General features: G+C 71.9%; 18 protein-coding genes. 9 read left to right on the forward strand and 9 right to left on the reverse strand.

Annotated features, from left to right (window positions below):
* The first annotated feature begins 39 nt into the window (after positions 1–39).
* Entirely contained in the window at positions 40–1,212 is a 1,173-nt protein-coding gene (locus tag OG538_RS23900) for an epoxide hydrolase family protein (protein WP_406096772.1), read from the forward strand.
* On the opposite strand, the gene OG538_RS23905 is transcribed toward OG538_RS23900, so the two are convergent.
* The 4 genes from OG538_RS23905 to OG538_RS23920 all read right to left on the reverse strand — a co-directional run bounded on the left by OG538_RS23905 (position 1,209) and on the right by OG538_RS23920 (position 5,382).
* Complete coding sequence (locus tag OG538_RS23905) at positions 1,209–2,279, reverse strand: cation diffusion facilitator family transporter (protein ID WP_406096774.1); 1,071 nt, start codon at positions 2,277–2,279, stop codon at positions 1,209–1,211. The genes OG538_RS23900 and OG538_RS23905 overlap by 4 nt on opposite strands.
* 26 nt (positions 2,280–2,305) lie before the next feature.
* Positions 2,306–3,193: an acyl-CoA thioesterase II gene (gene tesB / locus OG538_RS23910; RefSeq protein WP_406096776.1), complete on the reverse strand. Its 888-nt coding sequence runs from the start codon at positions 3,191–3,193 to the stop codon at positions 2,306–2,308.
* An 18-nt stretch (positions 3,194–3,211) separates the two neighbouring features.
* Positions 3,212–4,369 carry an acyl-CoA dehydrogenase family protein gene (locus tag OG538_RS23915; protein WP_406096778.1) on the reverse strand — a complete coding sequence of 386 codons (1,158 nt, stop codon included), beginning with the start codon at positions 4,367–4,369 and terminating at the stop codon, positions 3,212–3,214.
* Between the two features lie 251 nt (positions 4,370–4,620).
* Positions 4,621–5,382, reverse strand: coding sequence for a TetR/AcrR family transcriptional regulator (locus OG538_RS23920; protein ID WP_406096779.1), 762 nt, complete (start codon positions 5,380–5,382; stop codon positions 4,621–4,623).
* A gap of 128 nt (positions 5,383–5,510) precedes the next feature.
* On the opposite strand from OG538_RS23920, the gene OG538_RS23925 reads away from it, so the two are divergent.
* Positions 5,511–6,107, forward strand: coding sequence for an NADPH-dependent FMN reductase (locus tag OG538_RS23925; RefSeq protein WP_406096781.1), 597 nt, complete (start codon positions 5,511–5,513; stop codon positions 6,105–6,107).
* Positions 6,108–6,134: 27 nt separating this feature from the next.
* Positions 6,135–7,658, forward strand: a complete 1,524-nt coding sequence (locus OG538_RS23930) for an MDR family MFS transporter (RefSeq protein ID WP_406096783.1) — start codon at positions 6,135–6,137, stop codon at positions 7,656–7,658.
* A 177-nt stretch (positions 7,659–7,835) separates the two neighbouring features.
* Here OG538_RS23930 and OG538_RS23935 read toward each other — a convergent pair whose 3' ends face one another.
* Positions 7,836–8,795, reverse strand: coding sequence for an SDR family NAD(P)-dependent oxidoreductase (locus tag OG538_RS23935; RefSeq protein ID WP_406096785.1), 960 nt, complete (start codon positions 8,793–8,795; stop codon positions 7,836–7,838).
* 84 nt (positions 8,796–8,879) lie between these two features.
* Positions 8,880–10,325, reverse strand: coding sequence for a PucR family transcriptional regulator (locus tag OG538_RS23940; RefSeq protein ID WP_406096787.1), 1,446 nt, complete (start codon positions 10,323–10,325; stop codon positions 8,880–8,882).
* Between the two features lie 219 nt (positions 10,326–10,544).
* Here OG538_RS23940 and speB point away from each other — a divergent pair, with 219 nt between their 5' ends.
* The 3 genes from speB to OG538_RS23955 all read left to right on the forward strand — a co-directional run bounded on the left by speB (position 10,545) and on the right by OG538_RS23955 (position 17,113).
* Complete coding sequence (gene speB / locus OG538_RS23945; RefSeq protein ID WP_406096788.1) at positions 10,545–11,534, forward strand: agmatinase; 990 nt, start codon at positions 10,545–10,547, stop codon at positions 11,532–11,534.
* On the forward strand, positions 11,531–13,213 hold the full coding sequence (locus tag OG538_RS23950) for a thiamine pyrophosphate-binding protein (protein WP_406096790.1): 1,683 nt from the start codon (positions 11,531–11,533) through the stop codon (positions 13,211–13,213). The genes speB and OG538_RS23950 overlap by 4 nt, the downstream gene beginning before the upstream one ends.
* A 159-nt stretch (positions 13,214–13,372) precedes the next feature.
* A complete protein-coding gene (locus OG538_RS23955; RefSeq protein WP_406096792.1) occupies positions 13,373–17,113 on the forward strand; it encodes an ABC transporter ATP-binding protein in 3,741 nt (1,246 codons plus the stop codon).
* Positions 17,114–17,140: 27 nt separating this feature from the next.
* Here the strand turns inward: OG538_RS23955 and OG538_RS23960 are convergent, their stop codons facing one another.
* Positions 17,141–17,632 carry a hypothetical protein gene (locus OG538_RS23960; protein ID WP_406096794.1) on the reverse strand — a complete coding sequence of 164 codons (492 nt, stop codon included), beginning with the start codon at positions 17,630–17,632 and terminating at the stop codon, positions 17,141–17,143.
* Positions 17,633–17,817: 185 nt separating this feature from the next.
* On the opposite strand from OG538_RS23960, the gene OG538_RS23965 reads away from it, so the two are divergent.
* Positions 17,818–18,234, forward strand: coding sequence for a hypothetical protein (locus OG538_RS23965; protein ID WP_406096796.1), 417 nt, complete (start codon positions 17,818–17,820; stop codon positions 18,232–18,234).
* Between the two features lie 99 nt (positions 18,235–18,333).
* Positions 18,334–19,809 carry a S28 family serine protease gene (locus OG538_RS23970; protein WP_406096798.1) on the forward strand — a complete coding sequence of 492 codons (1,476 nt, stop codon included), beginning with the start codon at positions 18,334–18,336 and terminating at the stop codon, positions 19,807–19,809.
* 322 nt (positions 19,810–20,131) lie between these two features.
* Here the strand turns inward: OG538_RS23970 and OG538_RS23975 are convergent, their stop codons facing one another.
* Both OG538_RS23975 and OG538_RS23980 read right to left on the reverse strand, forming a co-directional pair.
* Positions 20,132–21,982, reverse strand: coding sequence for a glycoside hydrolase family 3 protein (locus OG538_RS23975; RefSeq protein WP_406096800.1), 1,851 nt, complete (start codon positions 21,980–21,982; stop codon positions 20,132–20,134).
* Positions 21,983–22,165: 183 nt separating this feature from the next.
* Entirely contained in the window at positions 22,166–23,074 is a 909-nt protein-coding gene (locus OG538_RS23980; RefSeq protein WP_406096802.1) for a LysR family transcriptional regulator, read from the reverse strand.
* 100 nt (positions 23,075–23,174) lie between these two features.
* Here OG538_RS23980 and OG538_RS23985 point away from each other — a divergent pair, with 100 nt between their 5' ends.
* Positions 23,175–24,068 (forward strand): EamA family transporter, encoded by an 894-nt coding sequence (locus tag OG538_RS23985; RefSeq protein WP_406096804.1) that lies wholly within the window; start codon positions 23,175–23,177, stop codon positions 24,066–24,068.
* Positions 24,069–24,102: the final 34 nt, after the last annotated feature.

Genomic DNA, 24,102 nt, shown 5'->3' on the forward strand with positions numbered 1-24,102 from the left:
GGAACGAACCTTTCCTGATGCCATCCTAGAGTTCTGTCCATGGAGAACAGCAGCGCCACCGCAGCCCGCACCGCCCAGGACGCAGCCGCCACGGCGATCCGCCCCTTCCGGATCGAGATCCCGCAGGCCGACGTCGACGACCTGCGCCACCGCCTCGCCCGCACCCGCTGGAACACCGGTCTGCCGGGGGTCGAGGGCTGGACGCGGGGCGTTCCCGCCGACTACCTGAAGGGCCTGGCGGCGTACTGGGCCGACGGGTTCGACTGGCGCGCGGCCGAGGCTCGGCTGAACGAGTTCCCGCAGTTCCTCACGGAGATCGACGGCCAGGACGTCCACTTCGTCCACGTCCGCTCGGCGAAGGCCGACGCCCCCGTGCTGCTGCTGATTCACGACTGGCCCGGTTCGTTCGTCCAGTTCATCGACGTCATCGAACCGCTCTCACAGGACTTCGACGTCGTCGTCACCTCCACGCCGGGTGTCGGCTTCTCCGGCCCGCTCACCTCGGCCGGCTGGACCACGGGCCGGATCGCCGCGGCCTTCACCACCCTCATGGACCGGCTCGGCCACGGGCACTACGGAGTGCAGGGCAACGGTGGCGGCGCCTGGATCGCCGCGGAGATGGGCCGCCTGGCCCCCGACGCCGTCACGGGCATCCATGTGAACGGCCTGGTCACCTTCCCCTCGGAGGACCCGGCGGACTTCGCCGGGCTCACGGAGTCCGAGCAGACCCGGCTGGAGCGCCTGCAGAACTTCCGCGTCGACAAGATGGGCTTCAACGCCATCCAGTCGACCCGCCCCGAGACCCTGGCCTTCGGCCTGCACGACTCCCCGGTGGGGCAGCTGGCCTGGATCACCGAGAAGTTCAAGGAGTGGACCGACCCGGCGAGTGAGCTCCCCGAGGACGCCATCGGCCGCGACCACCTGCTGACCAACATCAGCGTGTACTGGTTCACCGGTACGGCGGGCTCATCCGCGCACCTCTACTACGAGATGGCCCACGACCCGTCCGCGTGGGCGCCGAAGGACCGCGGCACCGTCCCGACCGCCGTGGCCGTCGCGCTGCCGGCCGACGTCGCGATCCGCCGGTTCGCCGAGCGCGACCACCACGTGGTGCGCTGGACCGAGCTCGACCGTGGCGGCAACTTCCTCTCGCTGGAACAGCCGGAACTGCTGGTCAAGGACGTCACCGAGTTCTTCCGCACCCTTGGCTAAGGGTTGTCCAGGCGGTCGGTGAACAGCCCTCCGCCGTCCCCGTTGCCCTCCCCGTCGCCGGGCCCGACCACCGGATTCCCTCCGGCCCGGGCCCGGCGGCGCTGGGCCACCCCCGGCGTCGGGTCCAGATACACCCGCTTGATCGACGGATACCGCTCCCGCAGCTGCTGTTCCGCCTCCTCGCAGGCCCACTCGACCTGTTCGGCACTGGCCACGTCCCGGAAGTCGACCTTCGCGGCGATCAGGATCTCGGACGGCCCCTGGATGAGTGTGGTCAGCTCCAGGACGTCGATGATGTGCGGCACCGTGAGCAGTTCCTCCCGCACCCCCGTCCGCATCGACGGGGGCACGGGACGGCCGATCAGCAGCTGGGCGTTGGAACGGCCGAGCACCCAGGCCACGTACACGAGCAGCACGCCGATCAGGATCGACGCGATGCCGTCCCAGACACCCGAGCCCGTCAGCTGGCCGCCCAGCAGCCCGCCCGCGGCGAGCAGCAGTCCGACCAGAGCCGCCGAGTCCTCCATCACCACGGCCTTGACCGCGGTGTCGGGCGTGCGGCGCAGGTACCGGGTGGGGGCGGCGCCCAGCCGGGCGGCCTCGCCGCGCACCTGCCGCAGTCCGGTGCGCAGGGAGTATCCCTCCAGGAGGAAGGCGACCCCCAGCACGATGTACGAGATGAGCGGATCGCCGAGATCCTCGCCCTGCGTCAGGGTGTGGATGCCGTCGTACAGCGAGAAGACCGCGCCGCCGACGAATGTGGCGACGGAGGCGAGCATCGCCCAGATGTACCGCTCGGGGCCGTAGCCCAGCGGGTGTTCCTCGTCGGCGGGCTTCTCACTGCGCTTGAGCGCGGTGAGCAGCAGTACCTCGGTGACCGTGTCGGCGACGGAGTGGGCCGCCTCGGAGAGCATCGCGCTCGATCCGCTGATCAGCCCGGCGACGGCCTTCGCCACGGCGATGCCGAGGTTGGCCGCCGCCGCCACGATGACGGTGAACGTGGACTCCCCACCAGCAGATTTCTCGTCACTCATGGTGGGGAGTATGTCCGCAGCCGGGCCGGGCATGTCCGACGCGTGGCCGTGCGGTTCGTTCAGCCCTCCCGGGGGACCCGGACGACGCCCTCCTGGATGACGGTGATCGCCAGCCGGCCGTCCTGGGTGTAGATCCGGGCCTGACCGAGCCCGCGCCCACCGGACGCGGACGGCGATTCCTGGTCGTACAGCAGCCATTCGTCGGCCCGGAACGGGCGGTGGAACCACATCGCGTGGTCCAGGCTCGCGCCCACCACGTCACCGACCGCCCAGCCGCCGCGCCCGTGGGCGAGGAGCACCGAGTCGAGCAGCGTCATGTCGGAGACGTACGTGGCCATGCAGACGTGCAGCAGCGGATCGTCCGCCAGCTTGCCGTTGGTGCGGAACCACACTTGCGAGCGGGGCTCGCGCGGTTCGCCGACCGTGCCGAACGGCGGGGCGTCCACGTACCGCAGGTCGACCGCGGCCCGCGCCTCGATCAGCCGGTCCACGACCGTCGGGTCGCTGAACCGGTCCGCGTACCGCGGCAGCATCTCGGCGGCCGTGGGCAGCGTGTCGGGGTCGGGTGCGGCCGGCATGTCCGCCTGGTGCTCCAGCCCCTCCTCGTGCGTCTGGAAGGACGCCGAGAGGTGGAAGATCGGCTGCCCGTGCTGGACGGCGACGACCCGCCGGGTGGTGAAGGAGCGGCCGTCCCGGATGCGGTCGACGCTGTAGACGATCGGCGCGCCCGGATCCCCGGCCCTCAGGAAGTAGGCGTGCAGGGAGTGGGCGGGCCGGTCCGCGGGGACGGTCCGGCCCGCGGCGACGAGCGCCTGGGCCGCGACCTGTCCGCCGAAGACGCGGGGCACGATCGCCGAACGGCTGGTGCCCCGGAAGATGTCCTGCTCGATCTGCTCCAGGTCGAGCAGGTGGAGCAGATCGAGCAGGGCGTCCGGTTCTGAGCTCATGGAGAGAACGTAGCCGCTCTACAGGCCCATGGACTTCGCGATGATCGACTTCATGACCTCGCTGGTGCCGCCGTAGATGCGGTTGACGCGGTTGTCCGCGTACAGGCGGGCGATCGGGTACTCGTTCATGAAGCCGTAGCCGCCGTGCAGCTGGAGGCAGCGGTCGATCACGCGGTGCGCGACCTCGGTGCAGAACAGCTTCGCGGAGGCGGCCTCGGCGGCGGTCAGCTCACCGGCGTCCAGGGCCTCCAGCGCGCGGTCGGCGACGGCCTGGGCCGCGTCCACCTCGGCCTGGCAGGCGGCCAGCTCGAACTTGGTGTTCTGGAACGAGGCGACGGTCTTGCCGAAGACCGTGCGGTCCTGCACGTACTCCTTGGCGAACCGGACGGCCGCCGCGGCCTGCGCGTACGCGCCGAAGGCGATGCCCCAGCGCTCGGAGGCCAGGTTGGTGCCGAGGTAGCCGAAGCCCTTGTTCTCCTCGCCGAGCAGGTCCTCGACCGGGACCTTCACGTCGACGAACGCCAGCTCGGCGGTGTCGGAGACACGCAGGCCGAGCTTGTCGAGCTTGCGGCCGATCGAGTAGCCCTCGGACTTGGTGTCGACGGCGAACAGGGAGATGCCGAAGCGGCGGTCGTCCTCGCGCGGGGCGGAGGTGCGGGCGCAGACGATCACCCGGTCGGCGTGCACGCCGCCGGTGATGAAGGTCTTGGAGCCGTTGAGGACGTAGTGCGTGCCGTCCTCGGAGAGCTTGGCGGTGGTCTTCATGCCCGCGACGTCGGAGCCGGTCCCCGGCTCGGTCATCGCGAGGGCCCACATCTCCTCGCCGGTGGTGAACTTGGGCAGCCAGCGCTTCTTCTGCTCGTCGGTGGCGAGCATCTTGACGTAGGGCAGGCCGAGCAGCGTGTGCACACCGGAGCCGCCGAAGGAGACGCCCGCGCGCGCGGTCTCCTCGTAGATGATCGCTTCGTACTTGTGCGAGTCGATGCCCGCGCCGTCGTACTCCTCGTCCACCGTGATGCCGAAGACACCCAGCTCGCCGAGCTTCAGGTAGAAGTCGCGCGGGGCCTGGCCGGCCGCGAACCACTCGTCGTACACGGGCACGACCTCGGCCGCGATGAAGGCGCGGATGGTCTCCCGGAACGCCTCGTGGTCCTCGTTGAATACCGTACGGCGCACGGGGTGCCTCCCTGGTCGGCTTCGCTCGGCTTGGCTAAGCGCTTGCTCAGCCTTGGGTAAAAGTTACCCGGCGGTCACCGGGGCTGTCCAGGGTGATGCTGAGCACGCCGACGGGGAGGGCGTCCATGCCGGGCCCGGGGTCCGGTCCCTGGGTGTCGGATGCCGCTCGCGGGGCTCGCGCCCTCAGGTGCCGGATGGTGTGGGGCGGGGCGCGGGCCCTCGGGTGGCGAAGGCCGTTCCCGGGGGTCGCCTCAGATGCCGAGCCGGGCGGCGATCCCGTCCAGTACGCAGTCCAGGCCCGTCTCGAACGCCCAGGTCGCGTCGTCCTTGCGGGTCGCGCGCTGTCCGTAGCGCTTGTACGTGGGGTAGCGGCCGGTGTCCATCAGGTACATCATCTGCGGCGCCAGGCCGAGCCGGGTCTCGTCGCCGGATGACCAGCCCGCCGACTCGGTCCATTCCCGCAGGGCCACCTCCGACTGTCCCGCGCCGTGGGCGAAGGCACTGACGGTTCGGAACGCGACCATCATCGCGTCCTCGTCGAGGCCGAGCCCGTCGAGCGCCGCCAGCTGTCGTTCGGCGATGGCCAGCCGGCCGGGCGTGAGCACGAAGAGATGGGTGGGCAACTGCCCCACCCACGGATGCCGCAGCATCGTGTCCCGGGTCAGCAGGCCGAAGGCGCGCAGCACCTCGCGCCACTGGGTCACCTCGTCGGGGATCCGCATCTCCGCGGCCACCCGCTCGGCCATCAGTGCCCACAGGTCGTCCTTGCCGGAGACGTGACGGTAGGCGGCCATGGGGGCGACGCCCAGTTCCGTGGCGAGCCTGCGCATGGTGACGGCGGCGAAACCCTCCGCGTCGGCGATCTCCATGGCGACGGCCCCGATCCGCTCCAGGGTGAGTGAGGCGCGAGGTGCGGCCGCCGGCTGCTCCAGGCGCTGCCAGAGGGACGTGTCAGGCCCCGTCCTGCCGCCCGCCCGGCCGTCCTTGCCGCTGTCCTTCTTCTGGCCGGCCATGGACGTCCCCTTCTCTCTCGATGGACGGTCAGCGTACAGCGTATCCGTCAGTAGACGACGTACACATTGGCGTGTACGTTGTACGCCAAGGGATACGCAGTACACATTCATTGCCTCCAGGGGGACCCATGACCAGCACCCGCCCGCAGCTCCGCGTCGCCGTCGTCGTCGGCAGCACCCGCGAGGGCCGCTTCGCTCCCGTCGTCACCCAGTGGCTGAAGGGGCACCTGTCCCAGCGCGACGACATGGCGACGGATGTCGTCGACCTCGCCGAGACCCCGCTGCCCACCGTCCTGCCCGCGTTCGGGCAGCCGCCGGCGCCGGGTGTGGAGGAGGCTCTCGCCCTGGTGTCACCGCGCCTCGCGGCGGCCGACGCGTTCGTCTTCGTCACGCCGGAGTACAACCACAGCTTTCCCGCTTCGCTGAAGAACGCCATCGACTGGCACAACGAGCAGTGGCACGCCAAGCCGGTCGCCTTCGTCTCCTACGGAGGCCTCTCCGGCGGCCTGCGCGCCGTGGAACAGCTCCGCGTCGTCATGGCCGAGCTGAACGCCACGACCATCCGCAACACGGTCAGCTTCCACAACGCCTACGGCCGGTTCGGCACGGACGGCACCGTGGACGACGCCCAGGTCGACGCGGCGGCCAAGGCGCTGCTGGACCAGCTGGCCTGGTGGGCGCACGCGCTGCGCGAGGCCAGGGCCGCAACCCCGTACGCGGCCTGACGACTCATCACCGGATTCGGGGCGACCATGAGCCATTACGCGGGCGACACGAGCGACACGCACGACCGGCAAGGACCTGCGGCCTCCGGGCCACCCGCCGAGGAGGGCGGAGGCCCGTCGAAACTCGTCCTGTTCGGCCTCCTCCTCGGCCTGATGCTCGGCCTGCTCGACGGCACGATCGTCGGCACGGCCCTTCCCACGATCGTGGGCGACCTGGGAGGCCTCGACCACCTGTCCTGGGTGGTGACCGCCTATCTGCTCACCGCCTCCCTCTCCACCCCCATCTGGGGCAAGCTGGGCGACCTCTACGGGCGCAAGGGCAGTTTCATCTGGTCGGTCACGGTGTTCCTCGCGGGCTCCGTACTCTCCGGACTCGCCCAGGACATGGGGCAGCTCATCGCCTTCCGGGCCGTCCAGGGTCTCGGCGCGGGCGGGCTCATGGTCGGTGCCATCTCCATCATCGGCGTCATGCTGCCGCCCTCCCAGGCGGGCCGTTCGCAGGCGATGATCGGTGCCATGATGCCGGTCGCGCTGGTGGGCGGGCCGCTGCTCGGCGGCTTCCTCACCGACCAGCTGAACTGGCGCTGGGTCTTCTACGTCAACGTCCCCATCGGTGCACTCGCCCTGCTCGTCGTCGGGCTGCGCCTGCGCCTGCACACCGAGCGGGTCAAGGCGCAGATCGACTACGCGGGGGCCGGCCTGCTGTGCGCCGCCATCCTGGCCCTGACCCTGCTGGGCAGCTGGGGCGGTACGACGTACGCCTGGTCGTCACCGCAGATCATCGGCCTCGGCGTGACCGGAGCCGTCGCCCTGGCCTGGTTCGCCCGGGTCGAGCGGCGCGCCGTCGAACCGGTCATCCCGCCCCGGCTGTTCGCCGACCGCAACTTCACGGTCGCCCAGGTGCTCACGTTCCTGACGGGTGCCGCCATGCTCGGGGCGGCCGCCTATCTGCCGCTGTACATGCAGTTCGTCCGCGGCGCCTCCTCGACGGCCAGCGGCATGCTGCTGCTCCCGCTGATGGCGGGGATGTTCGGCGCCCAACTCCTGCTCGGCAAGGTCCTCGCGGCCGGTGGCCGCTACCGCCCGTACCCCGTCATCGGCGGCGCGCTGACGGTCCTGGGCGCGCTCGTCCTGATGACGGTGGACGCCGGCACACCCACGGCGGTGACCTCCGCGCTGACGCTCGTACCGGGCGTGGGCATGGGCCTGTTGATGCAGAGCACGCTGCTCGTCACCATCAACAGCGCGACACCGCGCGACATGGGCGCCGCGACCGGAACCACCACCCTCATCCGTACGATCGGGAGCTCGCTGGGCATCGCGGTGCTCGGTGCCGTGTACACGAGCCGGCTCCACTCGGCCGGTATGCCCGAAGGCGGTGCGTCCTGGACGCCCGAGGCGGTGCGCCGGATGCCGGACGGGGTCCGGGACGCCGTACGGACAGCGGTCACCGAAGGCCTGCACGGAGTGCTGCTCGGCGCCGCGCTGCTCGGGGCGGTGATCTTCCTGGCGGCCTGGCTGATGCGGGAGGTGCCGCTCCGGAAGGAGTGACGAGGGCCGGAGGATCCGCCCGCCCGCCCCGCAGCCGGGCGGGCGGTTCCCGTCGTCCTCTACGTCGGCGACCATCCTGCGCAGCACCGTGAGCGGGGCCACGTACTCCTCGTCACCGATGCCGTCGCGGACCACGGCGCGCGGGCGCCGTGGTCCACAGGGATCGCCGGGCAGCCCTCAGCGGGCCTCCGCGAAGGCGTCCACGCCCGTGAGGCCGGCCGACAACGCCCAGAGGCGCGCGGCCTGTCCGGGATCAGTGGCGTGTGCGTGCACGCCGCCCTCCGCACCCTCGCCGGCGGGCTCGGCGATGTCGCAGTCCTCGCAGTACACGCCGCCCATGCCCGCCAGCTGGGGGGAGGTCGCCGCCCAGACATGCGTCGCCGCGCCCTGGGCGGGCGACTTGAAGGTGGGATCGGTCGGGTTTCCGGCCTCGTCGATCCAGCCCGCGTCGACCATGTCCGACTTCGCGAGGTGGCGTTGCAGCGGAGTGAGGATGCTGCCCGGATGCACGGCGAACGCCCGGACCCCGGCGTCACGGCCGAGTGCGTCGAGGTGCACGGCGAACAGCACGTTCGCCGCCTTCGCCTGCCCGTACGCCTCCCACCTGTCGTAGCCGCGCTCGAAGTGCACGTCGTCCCAGCGCACACCCATGCCGTGGGCCCCGGAGGACACGGCGACCACGCGCGCGCCGCCCCGGGCGATCGCCGGCCAGAGACGGTTGACCAGTGCGTAGTGCCCGAGGTGGTTGGTGGCGAACTGTGCCTCCCACCCCGGGCCGACCCGTGTCTCGGGGCAGGCCATGATCCCGGCGTTGTTGATCACGATGTCGATCTCGCGCCCCGAGGCCAGGAACCGCTCGGCGAAACCTCGGACGCTGTCGAGGTCGGCCAGGTCGAGGTCGTCGGTCTCCACGCCGTCGATGCCCTCGACCGCTTCCTGGGCGACGGCCGGGCGCCGGGCAGGGACGACGACGCGGGCCCCGGCGGCCGCCAGGGCGCGGGTCGTCTCCAGGCCGAGCCCCGAATAACCGCCCGTGACGATCGCCGTGCTGCCGGTCAGGTCGATCCCGCTCAGGACGTCGTCCACGGTGCTCCGGGCGCCGAAGCCCGAACCGATCTTGTGCTGAGGTGTCGTCATGGTGGGCACGCTAGGTGCTGGACTGCGCTCCAACGCAAGGCAGTTGACGGAGAACGTCCGGCCTCCGCCGGGACGCGGGCGGGATCACTCCTGCCGGAGCGCGAGCCACAACTCCGTCCGTACGTCCATGTCGTCCAGGTCCATCTCCAGCAACGCCCCGCACCGTGCGATGCGCTGGCGGACGGTATTGCGGTGCACGGACAGGGCCACCGCCGTGCGGTCCCAGCTGCCGTGCAGGGAGAGCCAGCAGCGCAGGGTCTCGGCGAGTGGCGCGGTGAGCGGGGCGAGCAGGGCGCGGGCGCGGTCGGCCGCCGGGCCCGGCGGGAGCAGGGCGGCGAGGCCGGAGAGCGGTGCGTCCACCGCGAGCGGGGCGCGGGTCGCCTCCGCCCGGCCGAGTGCGCGCCCGGCCTGGGCGTCGGCGGCGTCCAGGGCGTCCGCCGGGGCGGGGGCCGAGGCGCCGAGCGTCCATCCCGGCTGCGCGGTGATCCGGTCGCCGCCCGGGACCAGGACCCGTACGGTGCCGCCGTCCCGGTCCGCGTCCACGAGTGCCGAGCCCAGGGCCGCCCCGAGAGCGCCCACCGTGAGCGGGTCCGCGACCGCACCGGCGCTGCGGCGCGCGTGCACCACCGCCCACCGGCCGTCGCCGCCCAGCAGTGGCGCGACGTCCGCCGGGTCCGCGCCGAGGAGCAGCCGGACCAGCGCCGCCGAGCGGCCGGCCGCGCCGGCGCCCTGGTGCGGGGCGGCCAGCAGCGAGAGCAGGACGACCGCGATGCCGGCGACGGTGTGATCGCCCGCCTCCCGGTGGTCCGTTGCGAGGGTCAGGGCGAGTTGCCGGCCGCCGCCCAGCGCGTACGCCGACAGATGGGAGGCGCCCAGGGCGTCGGTGGCCGAGGCGGGAGCGGGGCGGACGCCCGGGGCGACCACCCGGGCCAGCCGGGCGAGTGCCGCCCGTACCTCAGGGGCCGGCGGCGGGCCCGCCGCGTGCAGTTCCTCGCCGTCGGCCGCCAGCAGTGCCGCACGCCCCGACAGCCGGACCGCCAGCTGGTGCAGCACCGCGGGAATCGGGTCCGGCCGTGCCGCCGCCGTCGCCAACGCCTGCTGGGCCCGGGTCACCCGGCGCAGCTCGCGGTGGCGCGCCGCGGCCATCAGCCCCCACACCGCCCGCGCGATCGCGGTGAACGGGGTCCCGGGCGGGACCTCCACCAGCGGCAGCCCGTGCCGGTCGCACGCCGCGACGAGCTCCGGCGGCACCGTGTCGTGCACCGGCCGCACCCCGAAACCCAGCGCGGCCGCCCCCGCCTCCACCAGTCGGGCCACGTAGGTGTCCGGGTCCGTGAGCAGCACCCCGGCGCTCAGCAACAGCTCGCCGCCGAGCAGGTACGGGTACGGGTCCGCCATCTCCGAGGTGTGCACCCACAGCAGCTCGGCGTCGTCCGGCCCCGCGATCAGGCGGAGCCCGAGATCCTCCAGGGCCAGCAGCCCGGCCAGCGGAACGGGCGGGGTGGGCGGTCCGGCGGGGGAGTGGGGCATGGACGTTTCATCCGTTCGGTGGTCCGAGAATGGAGGAAACATACACTTCAGGGTCGCCGCCCCGCCCCCTAGCGTCATCAGCGGAGTCGTACGCGTGGCTCCGTGCCGTCCCGGGGGATCCGGCACACTCGAAGCAGCGCGTCACCGAAGGAACCGAAGAAGCCCGAGGCACCGAAGACCGAACGCGCCGAAGGCACCGAAGGAAAGGCCACCCGCCCCATGAGCAGCAACGAAACGCCGCGCGGCCCCGTCGACTCGTCCCGCGTCCCGCGGTACGCCGGACCCGCGACGTTCGCCCGGCTGCCCCGCCTCGACGAGGTCGGCCGGGCGGACGTCGCCGTCGTCGGTGTGCCCTTCGACTCGGGCGTCTCCTACCGGCCCGGCGCCCGCTTCGGCGGCAACGCGATCCGGGAGGCCTCACGGCTGCTGCGCCCGTACAACCCGGCGCAGGACGCCTCGCCGTTCGCCCTCGCGCAGGTCGCCGACGCCGGGGACATCGCCGCGAACCCCTTCAACATCAACGAGGCCGTCGAGACGGTCGAGGCCGCGGCCGACGACCTCCTCGGCACCGGCGCCCGGTTGATGACGCTCGGCGGCGACCACACCATCGCGCTGCCGCTGCTGCGTTCCGTCGCCAAGAAGCACGGTCCCGTCGCGCTGCTCCACTTCGACGCGCACCTCGACACCTGGGACACCTACTTCGGCGCCGCGTACACCCACGGCACCCCGTTCCGCCGGGCCGTGGAGGAAGGCATCCTCGACACGTCCGCGCTCTCCCACGTCGGCACCCGCGGCCCGCTGTACGGCAAGCAGGACCTCACCGACGACGCCAAGATGGGCTTCGGCATCGTCACCTCCGCGGACGTCATGCGGCGCGGCGTCGACGAGGTCGCCGACCAGTTGCGTCAGCGCATCGGCGACCGGCCGCTCTACATCTCCATCGACATCGACGTCCTGGACCCGGCCCACGCCCCCGGCACCGGCACCCCCGAGGCCGGCGGCCTCACCTCCCGGGAGCTGCTGGAGATCGTGCGCGGGCTGTCCTCCTGCAACCTGGTCTCCGCCGACCTGGTCGAGGTCGCCCCGGCGTACGACCACGCTGAGATCACCTCCGTCGCCGCCTCGCACACCGCGTACGAACTGACGACGATCATGACCCGCCAGATCGCGGAGGCCCGGAACCCGGTCGCGGAGGCCCGCCAGAAGTGAGCCACGACCACGACGAGCGGCCCGAGCTCACCCCCGCCCAGATCGCCGCCGCCCTGAACCCCCCGCCCGGACGCAACGGCGGCGACCTCGTCGTCGAGACCCTCCAGGGCCTCGGCGCGACCACCGTCTTCGGCCTGCCCGGGCAGCACGCGCTCGGTATGTTCGACGCGCTGCGCCGCTCGTCCCTGACCTACGTCGGCCTGCGCGTCGAGAACAACGCGGGCTTCGCCGCCGACGCCTACGGGCGCATCACCGGCGAGGTCGCCCCGCTGCTCCTGTCCACCGGACCGGGCGCGCTGACCTCGCTCGCCGCACTCCAGGAGGCGGCGGCCGCCTCCGCCCCCGTACTGGCCGTCTCCAGCCAGATCCCGAGCGCGGGGCTCGGCGGCGGGCGCCACGGCTACCTGCACGAACTGCGCGACCAGAAGGCGTCGTTCCGCGACATCGTGAAGTCCGTCCACACCGTCCGTACCGCCTCGCAGATCCCGTCCGCGATCGCCGCCGCCTGGGAGTCCGCGCTCACGGCCCCGCACGGCCCGGTCTGGATCGAGATCCCCGAGGACGTACTCGTCGCACCCACGACGCTGCCCGTCGTCACGGCGATGGACGCCACCCCGCCCGAGGTGCACGCCCGACCCGAGCTCATCGCCGTCGCCGCCCATCTCCTGTCGCATGCGGAGCGCCCGGCGATCATCGCGGGCGGCGGAGTCGTACGGTCCGACGCGTCCGGCAAGCTGCGCGCCCTCGCGGAGAGGGTCGGTGCCGCCGTCGTCACCACGTACGGCGGCAAGGGCGCCTTTCCGTGGGAGCACCCGCTCTCGCTCCAGTCCTGGATGGAGGACCGGCACACGACGGACTTCCTGGAGGACGCCGACGTCCTGCTCGTCGTCGGCTCCGGCCTCGGTGAACTCTCCTCCAACTACTACACGTTCGCCCCCCGCGGCCGCGTCGTGCAGATCGAGGCCGACGCCGGGAAGCTGGAGGCCAACCACCCGGCCCTCGGCATCCACGCCGACGCCCGCGACGCGCTCTCCGAACTCCTCGAAGCCGTCACCCCGCGCGAGGACCCGGCCGCCGCCGAGCGCGTCGCGACGGTGCTCGGCCGGATACGGGACCGGATCGCCGCTCAGGGACTGACGCTGGAACAGCACCTCGTCGCCGAGGTCCGGACCGCCCTGCCCGACACGTCCCCCAGCTTCTGGGACATGACGATCCTCGCCTACTGGGCGTGGGCCGCCTTCGACGCCCGCCACCCCAACACCATGCACTCCGCGCAGGGCTCAGGCGGCCTCGGCTACGCCTTCCCGGCGGCCATCGGCGCGGCCGCCGCCGACCGGACCAGACCCGTCCTCGCGGTCTCCGGCGACGGCGGCGCGATGTACTCGATCGCGGAACTCGCCACCGCCCGTCAGTACGACCTCCCGGTCACCTGGCTGATCGTCGACGACGGCGGCTACGGCATCCTGCGCGAGTACATGACCGACGCGTTCGGCGAGACCAGCGCGACGGAACTGTCCCGCCCGGACTTCGTGGCCCTCGCCGAGTCCTTCGGCGTCCCCGCGGTCCGTACGAGCCCCGAGACGCTCGCCGACGACCTGGCCGAGGCGATGGCACAGCCCGGCCCCTCGGTCGTCGTCCTCCCGGCGCTGTTGCGGATGTTCGAGCCGACGCACCTGTAGGACGCCACCACACCGTGCCCGGGACCGCCGCGGTCCCGGGCACGGGTGTGCCGCGCACAGGACCTACGTCGATGGTCCCGTATTTGTTGCGGCGGGATGAAATCCGCAGCCCACCGCGTTGGTGCCTTCCGGTAGAGCAGGTCGATCGGGAGGCACCGGGTGTCGGACGCAGGGGAGCAAGGGAGCGGCACCCAGCCGCGCGGCTGGGCGAGCAGGCTGTGCGGTTACGCCTGGCGCTACCGGCGCAACGTGCTGCTGGCGCTCGGTTCGTCGCTCGCCGGAATGGCGGTGATGGCCCTCGTCCCGCTGGTCACCAAGGTGATCATCGACGACGTGGTCGTCGGTCACACCCGGTCCCTGGCCGTCTGGACGGGCCTGCTGATCGTCGCGGCAGCCCTCGTGTACGTCTCCACCTACATCCGCCGCTACTACGGCGGCCGGCTCGCTCTCGACGTCCAGCACGACCTGCGGACCGAGATGTACGGGACGATCACCCGCCTCGACGGCAGACGCCAGGACGAGCTCTCCACCGGACAGGTCGTCGGCCGTGCCACCAGCGACCTCCAGCTGATCCAGGGCCTGCTCTTCATGCTCCCGATGACCATCGGGAACGTGCTGCTCTTCCTCATCTCCCTGGTGATCATGGCGTGGCTCTCACCGCTGCTGACCCTCGTCGCCGTCGCTGTCGCCCCCGCCCTCTGGTTCATCGCCCGCCGCTCCCGCACCCGCCTCTTCCCCGCCACCTGGTACGCCCAGTCGCAGGCCGCGGCCGTCGCCGGAGTCGTCGACGGGGCCGTCTCCGGCGTCCGCGTCGTCAAGGGCTTCGGGCAGGAGGACCAGGAGACCGGCAAGCTGCGCGAGGTCGGGCGCAGGCTCTTCGCCGGCCGGCTGCGCACCATCCGGCTGAACTCCCGCTACACCCCCGCGCTCCAGGCCGTCCCCGCCCTCGGCCAGGTCGCGATGCTGGCCCTCGGCGGATGGCTCGCCACCCGGGGCGAGATCACCCTCGGCACGTTCGTCGCGTTCTCCACCTACCTGGCCCAGCTCGTCGGCCCGGTCCGGATGCTCGCCGTGGTCCTCACCGTGGGCCAGCAGGCCCGCGCCGGGGTGGAGCGCGTACTGGAACTGATCGACACCGAGCCGTCCCTGCAGGACGGCACCAAGGAACTCCCCGCCGGCACCCCGGCCCGCGTCGAGTTCGACGACGTGCGCTTCGGCTATGACGAGGAGCGCCCCGTCCTCGACGGCTTCTCGCTCACCATCGAACCCGGCGAGACCGTCGCCCTCGTCGGCGCGTCCGGCAGCGGCAAGTCCACCGTTTCGCTGCTGCTGCCCCGGTTCTACGACGTGGCGCACGGCGCCGTCCTCGTCGGCGGACACGACGTGCGCGAACTGACCCTCGACTCGCTGCGGGCCGCCATCGGACTCGTACCGGAGGACAGCTTCCTGTTCTCCGACACCATCCGTGCCAACATCGCCTACGGGCTGCCGGACGCCACCGACGCGCAGATCGAACAGGCCGCCCGGTCCGCCCAGGCCGACCGGTTCATCGCGGAACTTCCCGACGGCTACGAGACCACGGTCGGCGAGCACGGGCTCACCCTCTCCGGCGGCCAGCGCCAGCGCGTCGCCCTCGCCCGCGCCATCCTCACCGACCCCCGGCTGCTCCTCCTCGACGACGCCACCTCCGCCGTCGACGCCCGCGTCGAGCACGAGATCCACGACGCGCTGCGCCAGGTCATGGCCGGCCGCACCACCCTGCTGATCGCCCACCGCCGCTCCACCCTCAATCTCGCCGACCGGATCGCCGTCCTGGAGAACGGCCGGCTCGCCGACATCGGCACCCACGAGGAGCTGGAGCGCCGCTCCGCGCTCTACCGGCGCCTGCTCACCGACCCGGACGAGCTGGGCGCCACCTCACCCGGCCACCTGGCCAGGACCGCCGTTCCGGACCCCGCCGACGACCGCGCGCTCCAGGAGGAGATGGACGCCGAGTTCGACGCCGAGCGGGGCATCACGCCGCAACTGTGGGTCCGCAAGGAGGAGGCACGCGAGACCGACGCGGCCGGCACCCCCGCCACCCCCGAGCTCCTCGCCCAGGTCGAGGCCCTGCCCCCGGCGACCGACACCCCCGACATCGACGAGGCCCGTGCCGTGCACGCCGAGGAGTCCTACGGGCTCCGCCGGCTGCTGCGCGGCTTCGGGCTGCCCCTGCTGGTCAGCCTGGCACTGGTGGCCGTGGACGCCGGAGCGGGTCTGCTGCTGCCCGTACTGATCAGGAACGGCATCGACGACGGAGTCACGCAGCTGGCGCTCGGCGCGGTCTGGGCCGCCTCCGCCTTCGGCCTGGTCGTGGTGCTCGTGCAGTGGGCGGCCCAGATCGGCGAGACCCGGATGACGGGCCGCACCGGCGAGCGGGTGCTCTACTCGCTGCGGCTGAAGATCTTCGCGCAGCTCCAGCGCCTGGGCCTCGACTACTACGAGCGCGAGCTGACCGGCCGGATCATGACCCGGATGACGACGGACGTGGACGCCCTGTCCACGTTCCTCCAGACCGGTCTGGTCACGGCCTTCGTCTCCGTCGTCACGTTCTTCGGCATCATGGTCGCCCTGCTGGTCCTGGACGTGGAGCTGGCCCTGGTCGTCTTCGCGACACTGCCGCTGCTCGTCATCGGCACGTTCTTCTTCCGCCGCAAGAGCGTCAAGGCGTACGAGCTGGCCCGTGAGCGCATCAGCGTCGTCAACGCCGACCTCCAGGAGTCCGTATCAGGCCTGCGGATCGTGCAGGCCTTCCGCCGCGAGCGCGACGGCGCCGACCGGTTCGCCGCGCGCAGCGATCACTACCGCGAGGCCCGGGTCCGCGGTCAGTGGCTGATCTCGGTGTACTTCCCGTTCGTACAGCTGCTGTCGTCCGTGGCCGCCGCGGCCGTACTGATCGTCGGCGCGGGCCGGGTCGACAACGGCACGCTCACCACGGGTGCGCTGGTCGCCTACCTGCTCTACATCGACCTGTTCTTCGCGCCCGTGCAGCAGCTCTCCCAGGTGTTCGACGGCTACCAGCAGGCCACCGTCTCCCTCGGCCGCATCCAGGAGCTCCTCCAGGAGCCGACGTCCACCGCCGACCGGGACGCACCGAAGGACGTCACCTCGCTGCGCGGCGACATCGCGTTCGAGGACGTGTCCTTCGCGTACGGCGGCGAGGAGGCCGCGCTCACCGGCATCGACCTGCGCATCCCGGCAGGGCAGACGGTCGCGTTCGTCGGCGAGACCGGCGCCGGCAAGTCCACCCTGGTCAAGCTCGTCGCCCGCTTCTACGACCCGACGGGCGGCCGGGTCACGGCGGACGGCACCGACCTGCGCCACCTCGGCCTCACCGCGTACCGGCACCGGCTCGGGGTCGTGCCGCAGGAGGCGTACCTCTTCGCGGGCACGGTGCGTGACGCCATCGCGTACGGGCGGCCGGAGGCCACCGACGCCGAGGTGGAGGCGGCGGCCCGGGCGGTGGGCGCGCACGACATGATCGCCACCCTGGACGGCGGCTACGTCCACGAGGTCGCCGAACGGGGCCGCAACCTCTCGGCCGGGCAGCGCCAGCTGATCGCGCTGGCCCGCGCCGAACTCGTCGACCCGGACATCCTGCTGCTCGACGAGGCCACCGCCTCGCTGGACCTGGCCAGCGAGGCCCTGGTCAACCAGGCGACCGACCGTCTCGCGGGCCGGCGCACCACCCTCGTCGTCGCCCACCGCCTCACCACCGCCGCCCGTGCCGACCGGGTCGTGGTCATGGACCACGGCCGGGTCGTCGAGGACGGCACCCACGACGAACTCCTCGCCCTGGACGGGCACTACGCCCTGCTGTGGCGCACCTTCATAGGGGAGGACGAGCCGGCGGGCGTCTGAACCGGCCCGTGTCCGGGGCGACTTCCGCTACTCGCGGACCCCGGAGATCTTCCCGGTCTCCAGGTCCGACCGCACCTTCAGGTACGTGTACGTGGGGTCGGTCGCCGATCCCCAGGTGAGCCGGACCGTCGACCAGGTGTGGCCGGCACCGCTGTCGCCCTCGGCGACACGGAAGCCGGCCGGGGTGTTCTGGGCGCGCAGCACACCGTCGGCGTGGTTGGCCGCCTCCCAGTCGCCCAGCTCCGCGCGCAGGCGGGGCGTGAGGTAGAAGTCCCGCAGCGAGGCGGCCAGTTTCCCGCCGTCCTCGGCGGTGACCGCGTCGATGTAGGCCCCGTAGAAGTGGGCGACCTGCTGATGCGCCGCGGCCACGCCGCGGGCCGACGTCGCAGCCGGTGCGCCCCGCGGTCCGACGGCGGCGGCCGGGACGGCCGCCACGGCGGCCAGCAGAGCGGCGGAGAGCAGCGTGCGGCCGATGAGGTGCCGGCCCCGAGGGCGACCGGAGGTGCGGAGTCGGGTCATAGCGGTTCCCGCCTTTCGTACGGCTCTGTCCGGTGACGCCCATCGTGTGCCGACCCGGCCACGCGCAACGCGGAGCGCGCCGGGTGCAACCTCCGGATGGCCTCTCGCGTCGTACGCAGATACACGTGTGTGCGTACATGTGTGGGATGGAAGCATGTGCGTTCGATGAGGCGATGGGGCTGCTGGTGACCAGAGGGACCGAAAGACACGACGGGCGCACGGGACGCGGCGTCCCGTTCCGCCTGCTCGCCCTCGCTCTGGCGACCGCCCTCGGGCTCGTCGTCGGCGGTGTGGAGGCGAGCAGTGCCGACGCCGCCTCGGTGTGCGCCGGACGGCCCGCGAAGACGGTGAAGTTCGCGACGGGAGAGCTGCGCGTCTACAGGACCCGCTCCTACGCCTGCGCCACCGCCGTCGCGGCCAAGCCCGGCAAGCGGCGCCCGATGTCCGTACAGATCCAGCCCCGCGGCGGCCGGCCCGTGGTCGACAGCGGCTCCTTCACCGAGCGGGCCGGACCCGTGACCGTCCACGCGCTGAACCGCTGCGTCCGGGCCTCGGGCACGATCTCCGGGAGCACCGGCACCACGAGCTGGATCCTGTGCTGACCGGGTGACGCGAGCACACGCCCGGGCAACGGGGGGTGGTGGTACGGGTATCGCCCCGCTAGGTTCACGACGTTCTGTTGTGAATCAAGGGGAGGGTGTATGCGCAAGGCGCTCAGAGGGTTCCTGTCGCTGGCAGTGCTCATCGGCACAGTCAGTGCGACGGGTGCTTCGGCCGGGGCGGCCACCGCCGCAGAACCGGCCGCGGTCCGTTCCGCCGTCGGCGACAGCGGTACGAGCACGGACATCAAGGACCGCATCCTGGCCATCCCGGGCATGAGTCTCATCCAGGAAAAGCCGGTGGACGGGTACCGCTACTTCGTCCTCAACTACACCCAGCCGGTCGACCACCGGCACCCGTCCAAGGGCACGTTCCAGCAGCGCATCACCCTGCTGCACAAGGACACCTCGCGCCCGACGGTCTTCTTCACCAGCGGCTACAACGTCTCCACCAATCCCAGCCGCTCGGAGCCGACCCGGATCATCGACGGCAACCAGGTCTCGCTGGAGTACCGTTTCTTCACCCCATCGCGCCCTTCGCCCGCCGACTGGTCCAAGCTCGACATCTGGCAGGCCGCCAGTGACCAGCACCGGGTGTTCACCGCGCTGAAGCGGATCTACTCCAAGAACTGGCTGACCACCGGCGGTTCCAAGGGCGGCATGACCGCCACGTACTTCGAGCGCTTCTACCCGAAGGACATGGACGGCGTCGTCGCCTACGTCGCACCCAACGACGTGGTCAACAAGGAGGATTCGGCATACGACCGCTTCTTCGCCGACGTGGGCACCAAGGAGTGCCGCGACCGGCTGGAGGGCGTGCAGCGCGAGGCGCTGGTCCGCCGGGAGCCGCTGGAGGAGAAGTACGAGCAGTACGCCGCCGACAACGGCTACACCTTCACCACCGTCGGCACCCTGGACAAGGCCTACGAGGCCGTGGTCATGGACTACGTCTGGGCGTACTGGCAGTACAGCCTGCTCGCCGACTGCGACTCCATCCCGGCCGACGCGGAGAACGCGCCCGACCAGGCGATCTGGGACTCGATCGACTCGATCTCCGGCTTCTCCGCCTACGCGGACCAGGGCCTGGCGAACTACACGCCGTACTACTACCAGGCGGGCACCCAGCTGGGCTCGCCCGACATCGAGCAGCCCTGGCTCGGCGGGCTCAGCCGCTACGGCTACCAGCCGCCCCGCAACTTCGTACCGAGCTCCATCCCGATGAAGTTCCAGCCCTCGGTGATGCGCGACGTCGACAGCTGGGTGAAGAACCACGCCAGCCACATGCTGTACGTGTACGGGGAGAACGACCCGTGGGGCGCCGAGCGCTTCCGGCTCGGCGCGGGCGCCCGTGACAGCTACGTCTTCACGGTGCCCGGCGGCAACCACGGCTCGAACGTCGCTGGTCTCGCCCCGGCGGAGAACGCCACGGCCACCGCGGCCATCCTGCGCTGGGCGGGCGTCGCCCCGGCCGCCGCCCAGGCGGACCCGGCGAAGGCGAAGCCGCTCGCGAAGTACGACGCGCGGCTCGACAAGAAGGACCTGACGACCGAGCACCGGCTCGGCACCAGGCGCCCGTAACGCCGTAACGGGAACAGCCCCGCGCCGGCGGCCGGTACGCAACCGGCCGCCGGCGCGGGAACCGCTCCGGAGCCTCTCGTTCGGATCATGCCGGGTTCGCGGGGCCCGGCACGCACACCTGCGGCGTGATCCGGACGCAAAGGCCCCAGGGCGTGTTTCGAAAGTCCCGCCTGCTCGGCGACGCCTGGCACGCACGCTCGCCGCGTTGTCGGGATCACCCCGATACACCCAGTATCGGGGCGACCCTCCGCCTTGCGATCGCACGCACCAGACGCCGCCGAGCCCGCCCTCCGGGCGGACGGCGCTACTTTCGAAACAGGCCCTAGTACGTCAGCCCGTAGCCCACCGGGTACAGCACCTGCGAGGGATCGTCCGGGCGCTGCACCGGAACCGGCAGCTTCCCCTCCGGCTCGGCCTGCCCCGCGATCACCCGCGCGGCCGCCCGCAGTTCGACGTCGGTCCACGAGTACGAGGCCAGGCTCGCCGCGTATCCGGTGCCGGCCAGACGGGCGATGTCGTACGGGTTGCGGATCGCGATCGTGATCACCGGGACGCCGGTCGCGGCCAGCTCACTCACCAGGGTTCGCTGCGAACTGGTCGCCGTGACGTTGTACGTCCCCACGACCACCGCGTCCTTGCCCTGCGCGGCCGCCACCGCCGCGTCGATGGCCGCCCTGGTCGGAGTGGTGCCCGTGGACAGGGCCGTGGCCGTGTACCCCAGCTCGTTGAACGCCTGTGCCAGGGTGGTGGTCGGCGGCCCCGTCGTGCCGGACGGTGAGGCCGGATCGGCCCCCACCACCAGCAGGTTCCTGTGCGAGCGACGGGACAGCGGCAGCACCGCGCCGGTGTTGGCCAGCAGCGTGGTGGTGTGCTCCGCGATCCGGTCGGCGGCGGCGAGGTGCGAGCGGGTGCCGACGTTACGGTCCACACCCCGGTGACTGACGAACGGGTCGTCGAACAGTCCCAGCTTCGTCTTCAGCCGCAGGATGCGCAGGATCGATTCGTCGAGGCGGGCCTCGCTGACCTCACCGCTCTTGACGGCCGCCAGGAGGGCGTTCCAGGACACCTCCAGGCTGGGCGGGTTGAGCAGTTGGTCGACACCCGCCTGCAGTGCCAGGACCGGCACCCGCTCGTCGCCGTACTTCGTCCGCACGCCCTCCATGCCGAGCGAGTCGGTGACCACGACGCCGTCGTAGCCGAGCTCCTCGCGCAGGATGCCGGTGAGGATCGGCTTGGACAGCGTCGCCGGGTCCTCGGCCGGGTCGAGCGCGGGGACCACGATGTGCGCCGTCATGATCGAGTCGATGCCCGCGGCGATCGCCGCCCGGAACGGCGGCGCGTCCAGCTCGGCCCACTGCTCACGGGTGTGGGTGATCACCGGCAGGCCGGTGTGGCTGTCGGTGCTGGTGTCGCCGTGGCCCGGGAAGTGCTTGGCCGTGGAAGCGATCCCGGCGCTCTGGTACCCCTTCACCTGGGCTGCGACCATCCCGGCCACGGACTGCGGGTCGGAGCCGAAGGAACGCACGCCGATGACCGGGTTGGCCGGGTTGACGTTGACGTCGGCGTCCGGGGCGTAGTTCTGGCAGATACCGATCGCGGCCAGCTCGGCGCCCGCGATCTGCCCGGCCCGCCTGGCATCGGACCGCGAACCGCCCGCGCCCAGCGCCATCGCGCCCGGCATCAGTGTGGCGGGCTCGCCGACGCGGCAGACGATGCCGTGCTCCTGGTCGGTGGAGATGAGGAGCGGCAGGGAGTTGGGCCCGGCCAGACCGGCCCGCTGGATGCCGTTGGAGAGATCGGCGATCTGGTGCGGGTCACGGGTGTTGTGCGCCCACGCGAAGTAGATGATGCCGCCCACGTGGTACTTGGCGATCATCTCGGCAGCGGTACGCACCCCGATCTCGGCGAGGTTGGCGTCGATGTCCGCCTGATCGGGCTCGGTCGCGGAGTGCCCGTAGACCCGCATGACGAAGAGCTGGCCGACCTTCTCCTCCAGGCTCATCCGGGAGATGAGCCGCTTCAGCCGACGGGTGGTGGCGGCGGAGGTGGGGCTGCTGCTTGCGGACTTCTGGGCGGCGACGGCGCCGGGGGCGACTGCCATGCCCGCAGCCGCCGCGACGCCGGTGGCCGCGGTGGCGGTGAGGAGGGTGCGTCTGGAGGTGCGGTCGTGCACGTGAGCTCCTTCGGCCGTACTCGGTGACGAGGGGGTGGTGAAAGAAACTGCCAAGCAGTACGGATATCCAGAAAATAACTTTCGGTCAAGGGTTCGGACCATTTTGCGCGCGTCTTCGCGCAGGGTGATCCGCCCCGGCGCGGCCCACGGTTGCCGCAGCCGCACACCCGCGCGGCGCCGTGGTCACCGCAGCCCCGCACCCGCCCCGTGTGCCTGAAGTGCCGAGACCGCCGCCGTGATCGCCGGGCGGCGCGCCGCCTCCGTACGCCACAGCGCGTACAGCCGCCGCACCGGTACGGGATCGATCCGCACCGCCACCACCCCGTCCGGCAGCGGCCCGCGCCCCAGTCGCGGCATCATCGCCACTCCGAGCCCGGCGGCGAGCAGGGCCAGCTGGGTGTGGTTCTCCTCGGCCTGGTGCCGGATGTCCGGCTCGTACCCCGCCGTGCGCAACGTCCGTACGAGCCAGTCGTGGCAGACCGTCCCCGGCGGCTGGCAGATCCACCGCTCCTTCGCCAGCTCCTCGCGCCGCACCCCGTCCCGCCCCGCGAGCCGGTGGTCCGCGGGCACCAGCAGATCGCAACGGTCCTCGCCGAGCACGGCCTGCGCCACACCCTCCGGGGCCGGCAGCGGGGCGATGTCCCAGTCGTGTGCGACGGCCAGGTCGATCACGCCCTTGGTCACCAGGTCCACCGAGAGGTGCGGGTCGACCTCGGTCAGTCGCACATCCAGGGCGGGGTGCTCGCGGTCCAGCTCTGCCAGGACCCCGGGCAGCAGCCCGCGCGCCGCCGAGGCGAACGCGCCGATCGAAAGCCGGCCCGTCGGCAGCCCCCGCCGCTCCTCCAGCGAGGTCTCGGCCCGCTCCACGATCGCCAGCAACTCCTGTGCGGCGAGGGCCAGATGCACCGCCTCCTCGGTGAGCGCGACCCCGCGGCCGCGGCGCTCCAGCAGTGTCGTGCGGGTCTCCCGCTCCAGCTTGGTGATCTGCTGCGAGACCGCAGACGGGGTGTAGCCGAGTGCCGCGGCGGCCCCCGCGACGGAACCGTGGACGGAGATGGCGTGCAGGGCGCGCAGCCGGGCGAGATCGAGCACCGGAGCCTCCGAGGGCCAGTCGATTGATTAGCGACGCTCAATTGCACCATGAAGAAATCCGCGCTGGTGCTACATGGTCCACCGACGGGATCCTCGGTGCATGCGTCCCCTCCACATCGCCCTGGCCGTCCTGGTGGCCGCCCTCTGGGGCGTCAATTTCGTCGTCATCGAGCTCGGGCTCGACCACTTCCCGCCGCTGCTCTTCTCCGCCCTGCGCTTCCTGGTCGCCGCTCTGCCCGCGGTGTTCTTCGTGGGTCGGCCGAAGGTCGCGTGGAAGTGGATCGTGGGGGTGGGGCTGGCCCTGGGAGTGGCGAAGTTCGGCCTGCTCTTCATCGGGATGGACCGGGGGATGGGTGCGGGGCTCTCCTCCCTGGTCCTTCAGGTCCAGGCGGTCTTCACCGCGCTCTTCGCGGCACTCGTGCTGGGTGAGCGGCCGGGAAAGGTCAAGCTGGCGGGGATGGCGGTGGCACTGTCCGGCATCGGAGTGGCCGCCGTCGACGAGGGGGCGAGCGGGCCCGTGCTCGCCTTCGTCCTCGTGATCGCCGCAGCGGCCTGCTGGGGCGTGTCGAACGTGCTCACGCGCAGGGCCGCCCCGCCCGACGCGCTCAACTTCATGGTCTGGGTCTCCACCGTGCCCGTCCTTCCGCTGCTCGGCCTCTCCCTGCTCTTCGAGGGCTGGGACCGCGACCGGGACGCGCTCTCCGCGCTCGACTGGAGCGGGGCCGGAATCATCGTCTACGTAGCCTGGGTCGTCACGATCTTCGGCTTCGGGGCGTGGGGTTTCCTGCTCAGCCGCTACCCGGCCTCGTCCGTCGCCCCGTTCACCCTGCTCGTACCGGTCTTCGGGATGTCGTCGGCCGCGCTGCTGCTCGACGAGTCGGTGCGCCCGCTGCGGTGGTGCGCGGCGGCGCTGCTGGTGGGCGGGGTGGCGCTGACCTCGCTCGCGGGGGCGCGGCGGACCCGCGTACCCGCCCCCGAGCCGGCCCCCGTCTGAGGACCGGCCCCGCGGCCCGCACCGCGCGGGCCCG

Origin of the sequence: Streptomyces sp. NBC_01013 (assembly GCF_045162765.1) — a bacterium.
Lineage (GTDB): Bacteria > Actinomycetota > Actinomycetes > Streptomycetales > Streptomycetaceae > Streptomyces.

Coding starts and splice junctions, on each gene's coding strand:
- OG538_RS23985 (WP_406096804.1), top strand. CDS start 23,175: ATGCGTCCCCTCCACATCGCCCTGGCCGTCCTGGTGGCCGCCCTCTGG.
- OG538_RS23970 (WP_406096798.1), top strand. CDS start 18,334: ATGCGCAAGGCGCTCAGAGGGTTCCTGTCGCTGGCAGTGCTCATCGGC.
- speB (WP_406096788.1), top strand. CDS start 10,545: ATGAGCAGCAACGAAACGCCGCGCGGCCCCGTCGACTCGTCCCGCGTC.
- OG538_RS23930 (WP_406096783.1), top strand. CDS start 6,135: ATGAGCCATTACGCGGGCGACACGAGCGACACGCACGACCGGCAAGGA.
- tesB (WP_406096776.1), bottom strand. CDS start 3,193: ATGAGCTCAGAACCGGACGCCCTGCTCGATCTGCTCCACCTGCTCGAC.
- OG538_RS23920 (WP_406096779.1), bottom strand. CDS start 5,382: ATGGCCGGCCAGAAGAAGGACAGCGGCAAGGACGGCCGGGCGGGCGGC.
- OG538_RS23900 (WP_406096772.1), top strand. CDS start 40: ATGGAGAACAGCAGCGCCACCGCAGCCCGCACCGCCCAGGACGCAGCC.
- OG538_RS23940 (WP_406096787.1), bottom strand. CDS start 10,325: ATGCCCCACTCCCCCGCCGGACCGCCCACCCCGCCCGTTCCGCTGGCC.
- OG538_RS23935 (WP_406096785.1), bottom strand. CDS start 8,795: ATGACGACACCTCAGCACAAGATCGGTTCGGGCTTCGGCGCCCGGAGC.
- OG538_RS23925 (WP_406096781.1), top strand. CDS start 5,511: ATGACCAGCACCCGCCCGCAGCTCCGCGTCGCCGTCGTCGTCGGCAGC.
- OG538_RS23905 (WP_406096774.1), bottom strand. CDS start 2,279: ATGCCCGGCCCGGCTGCGGACATACTCCCCACCATGAGTGACGAGAAA.
- OG538_RS23960 (WP_406096794.1), bottom strand. CDS start 17,632: ATGACCCGACTCCGCACCTCCGGTCGCCCTCGGGGCCGGCACCTCATC.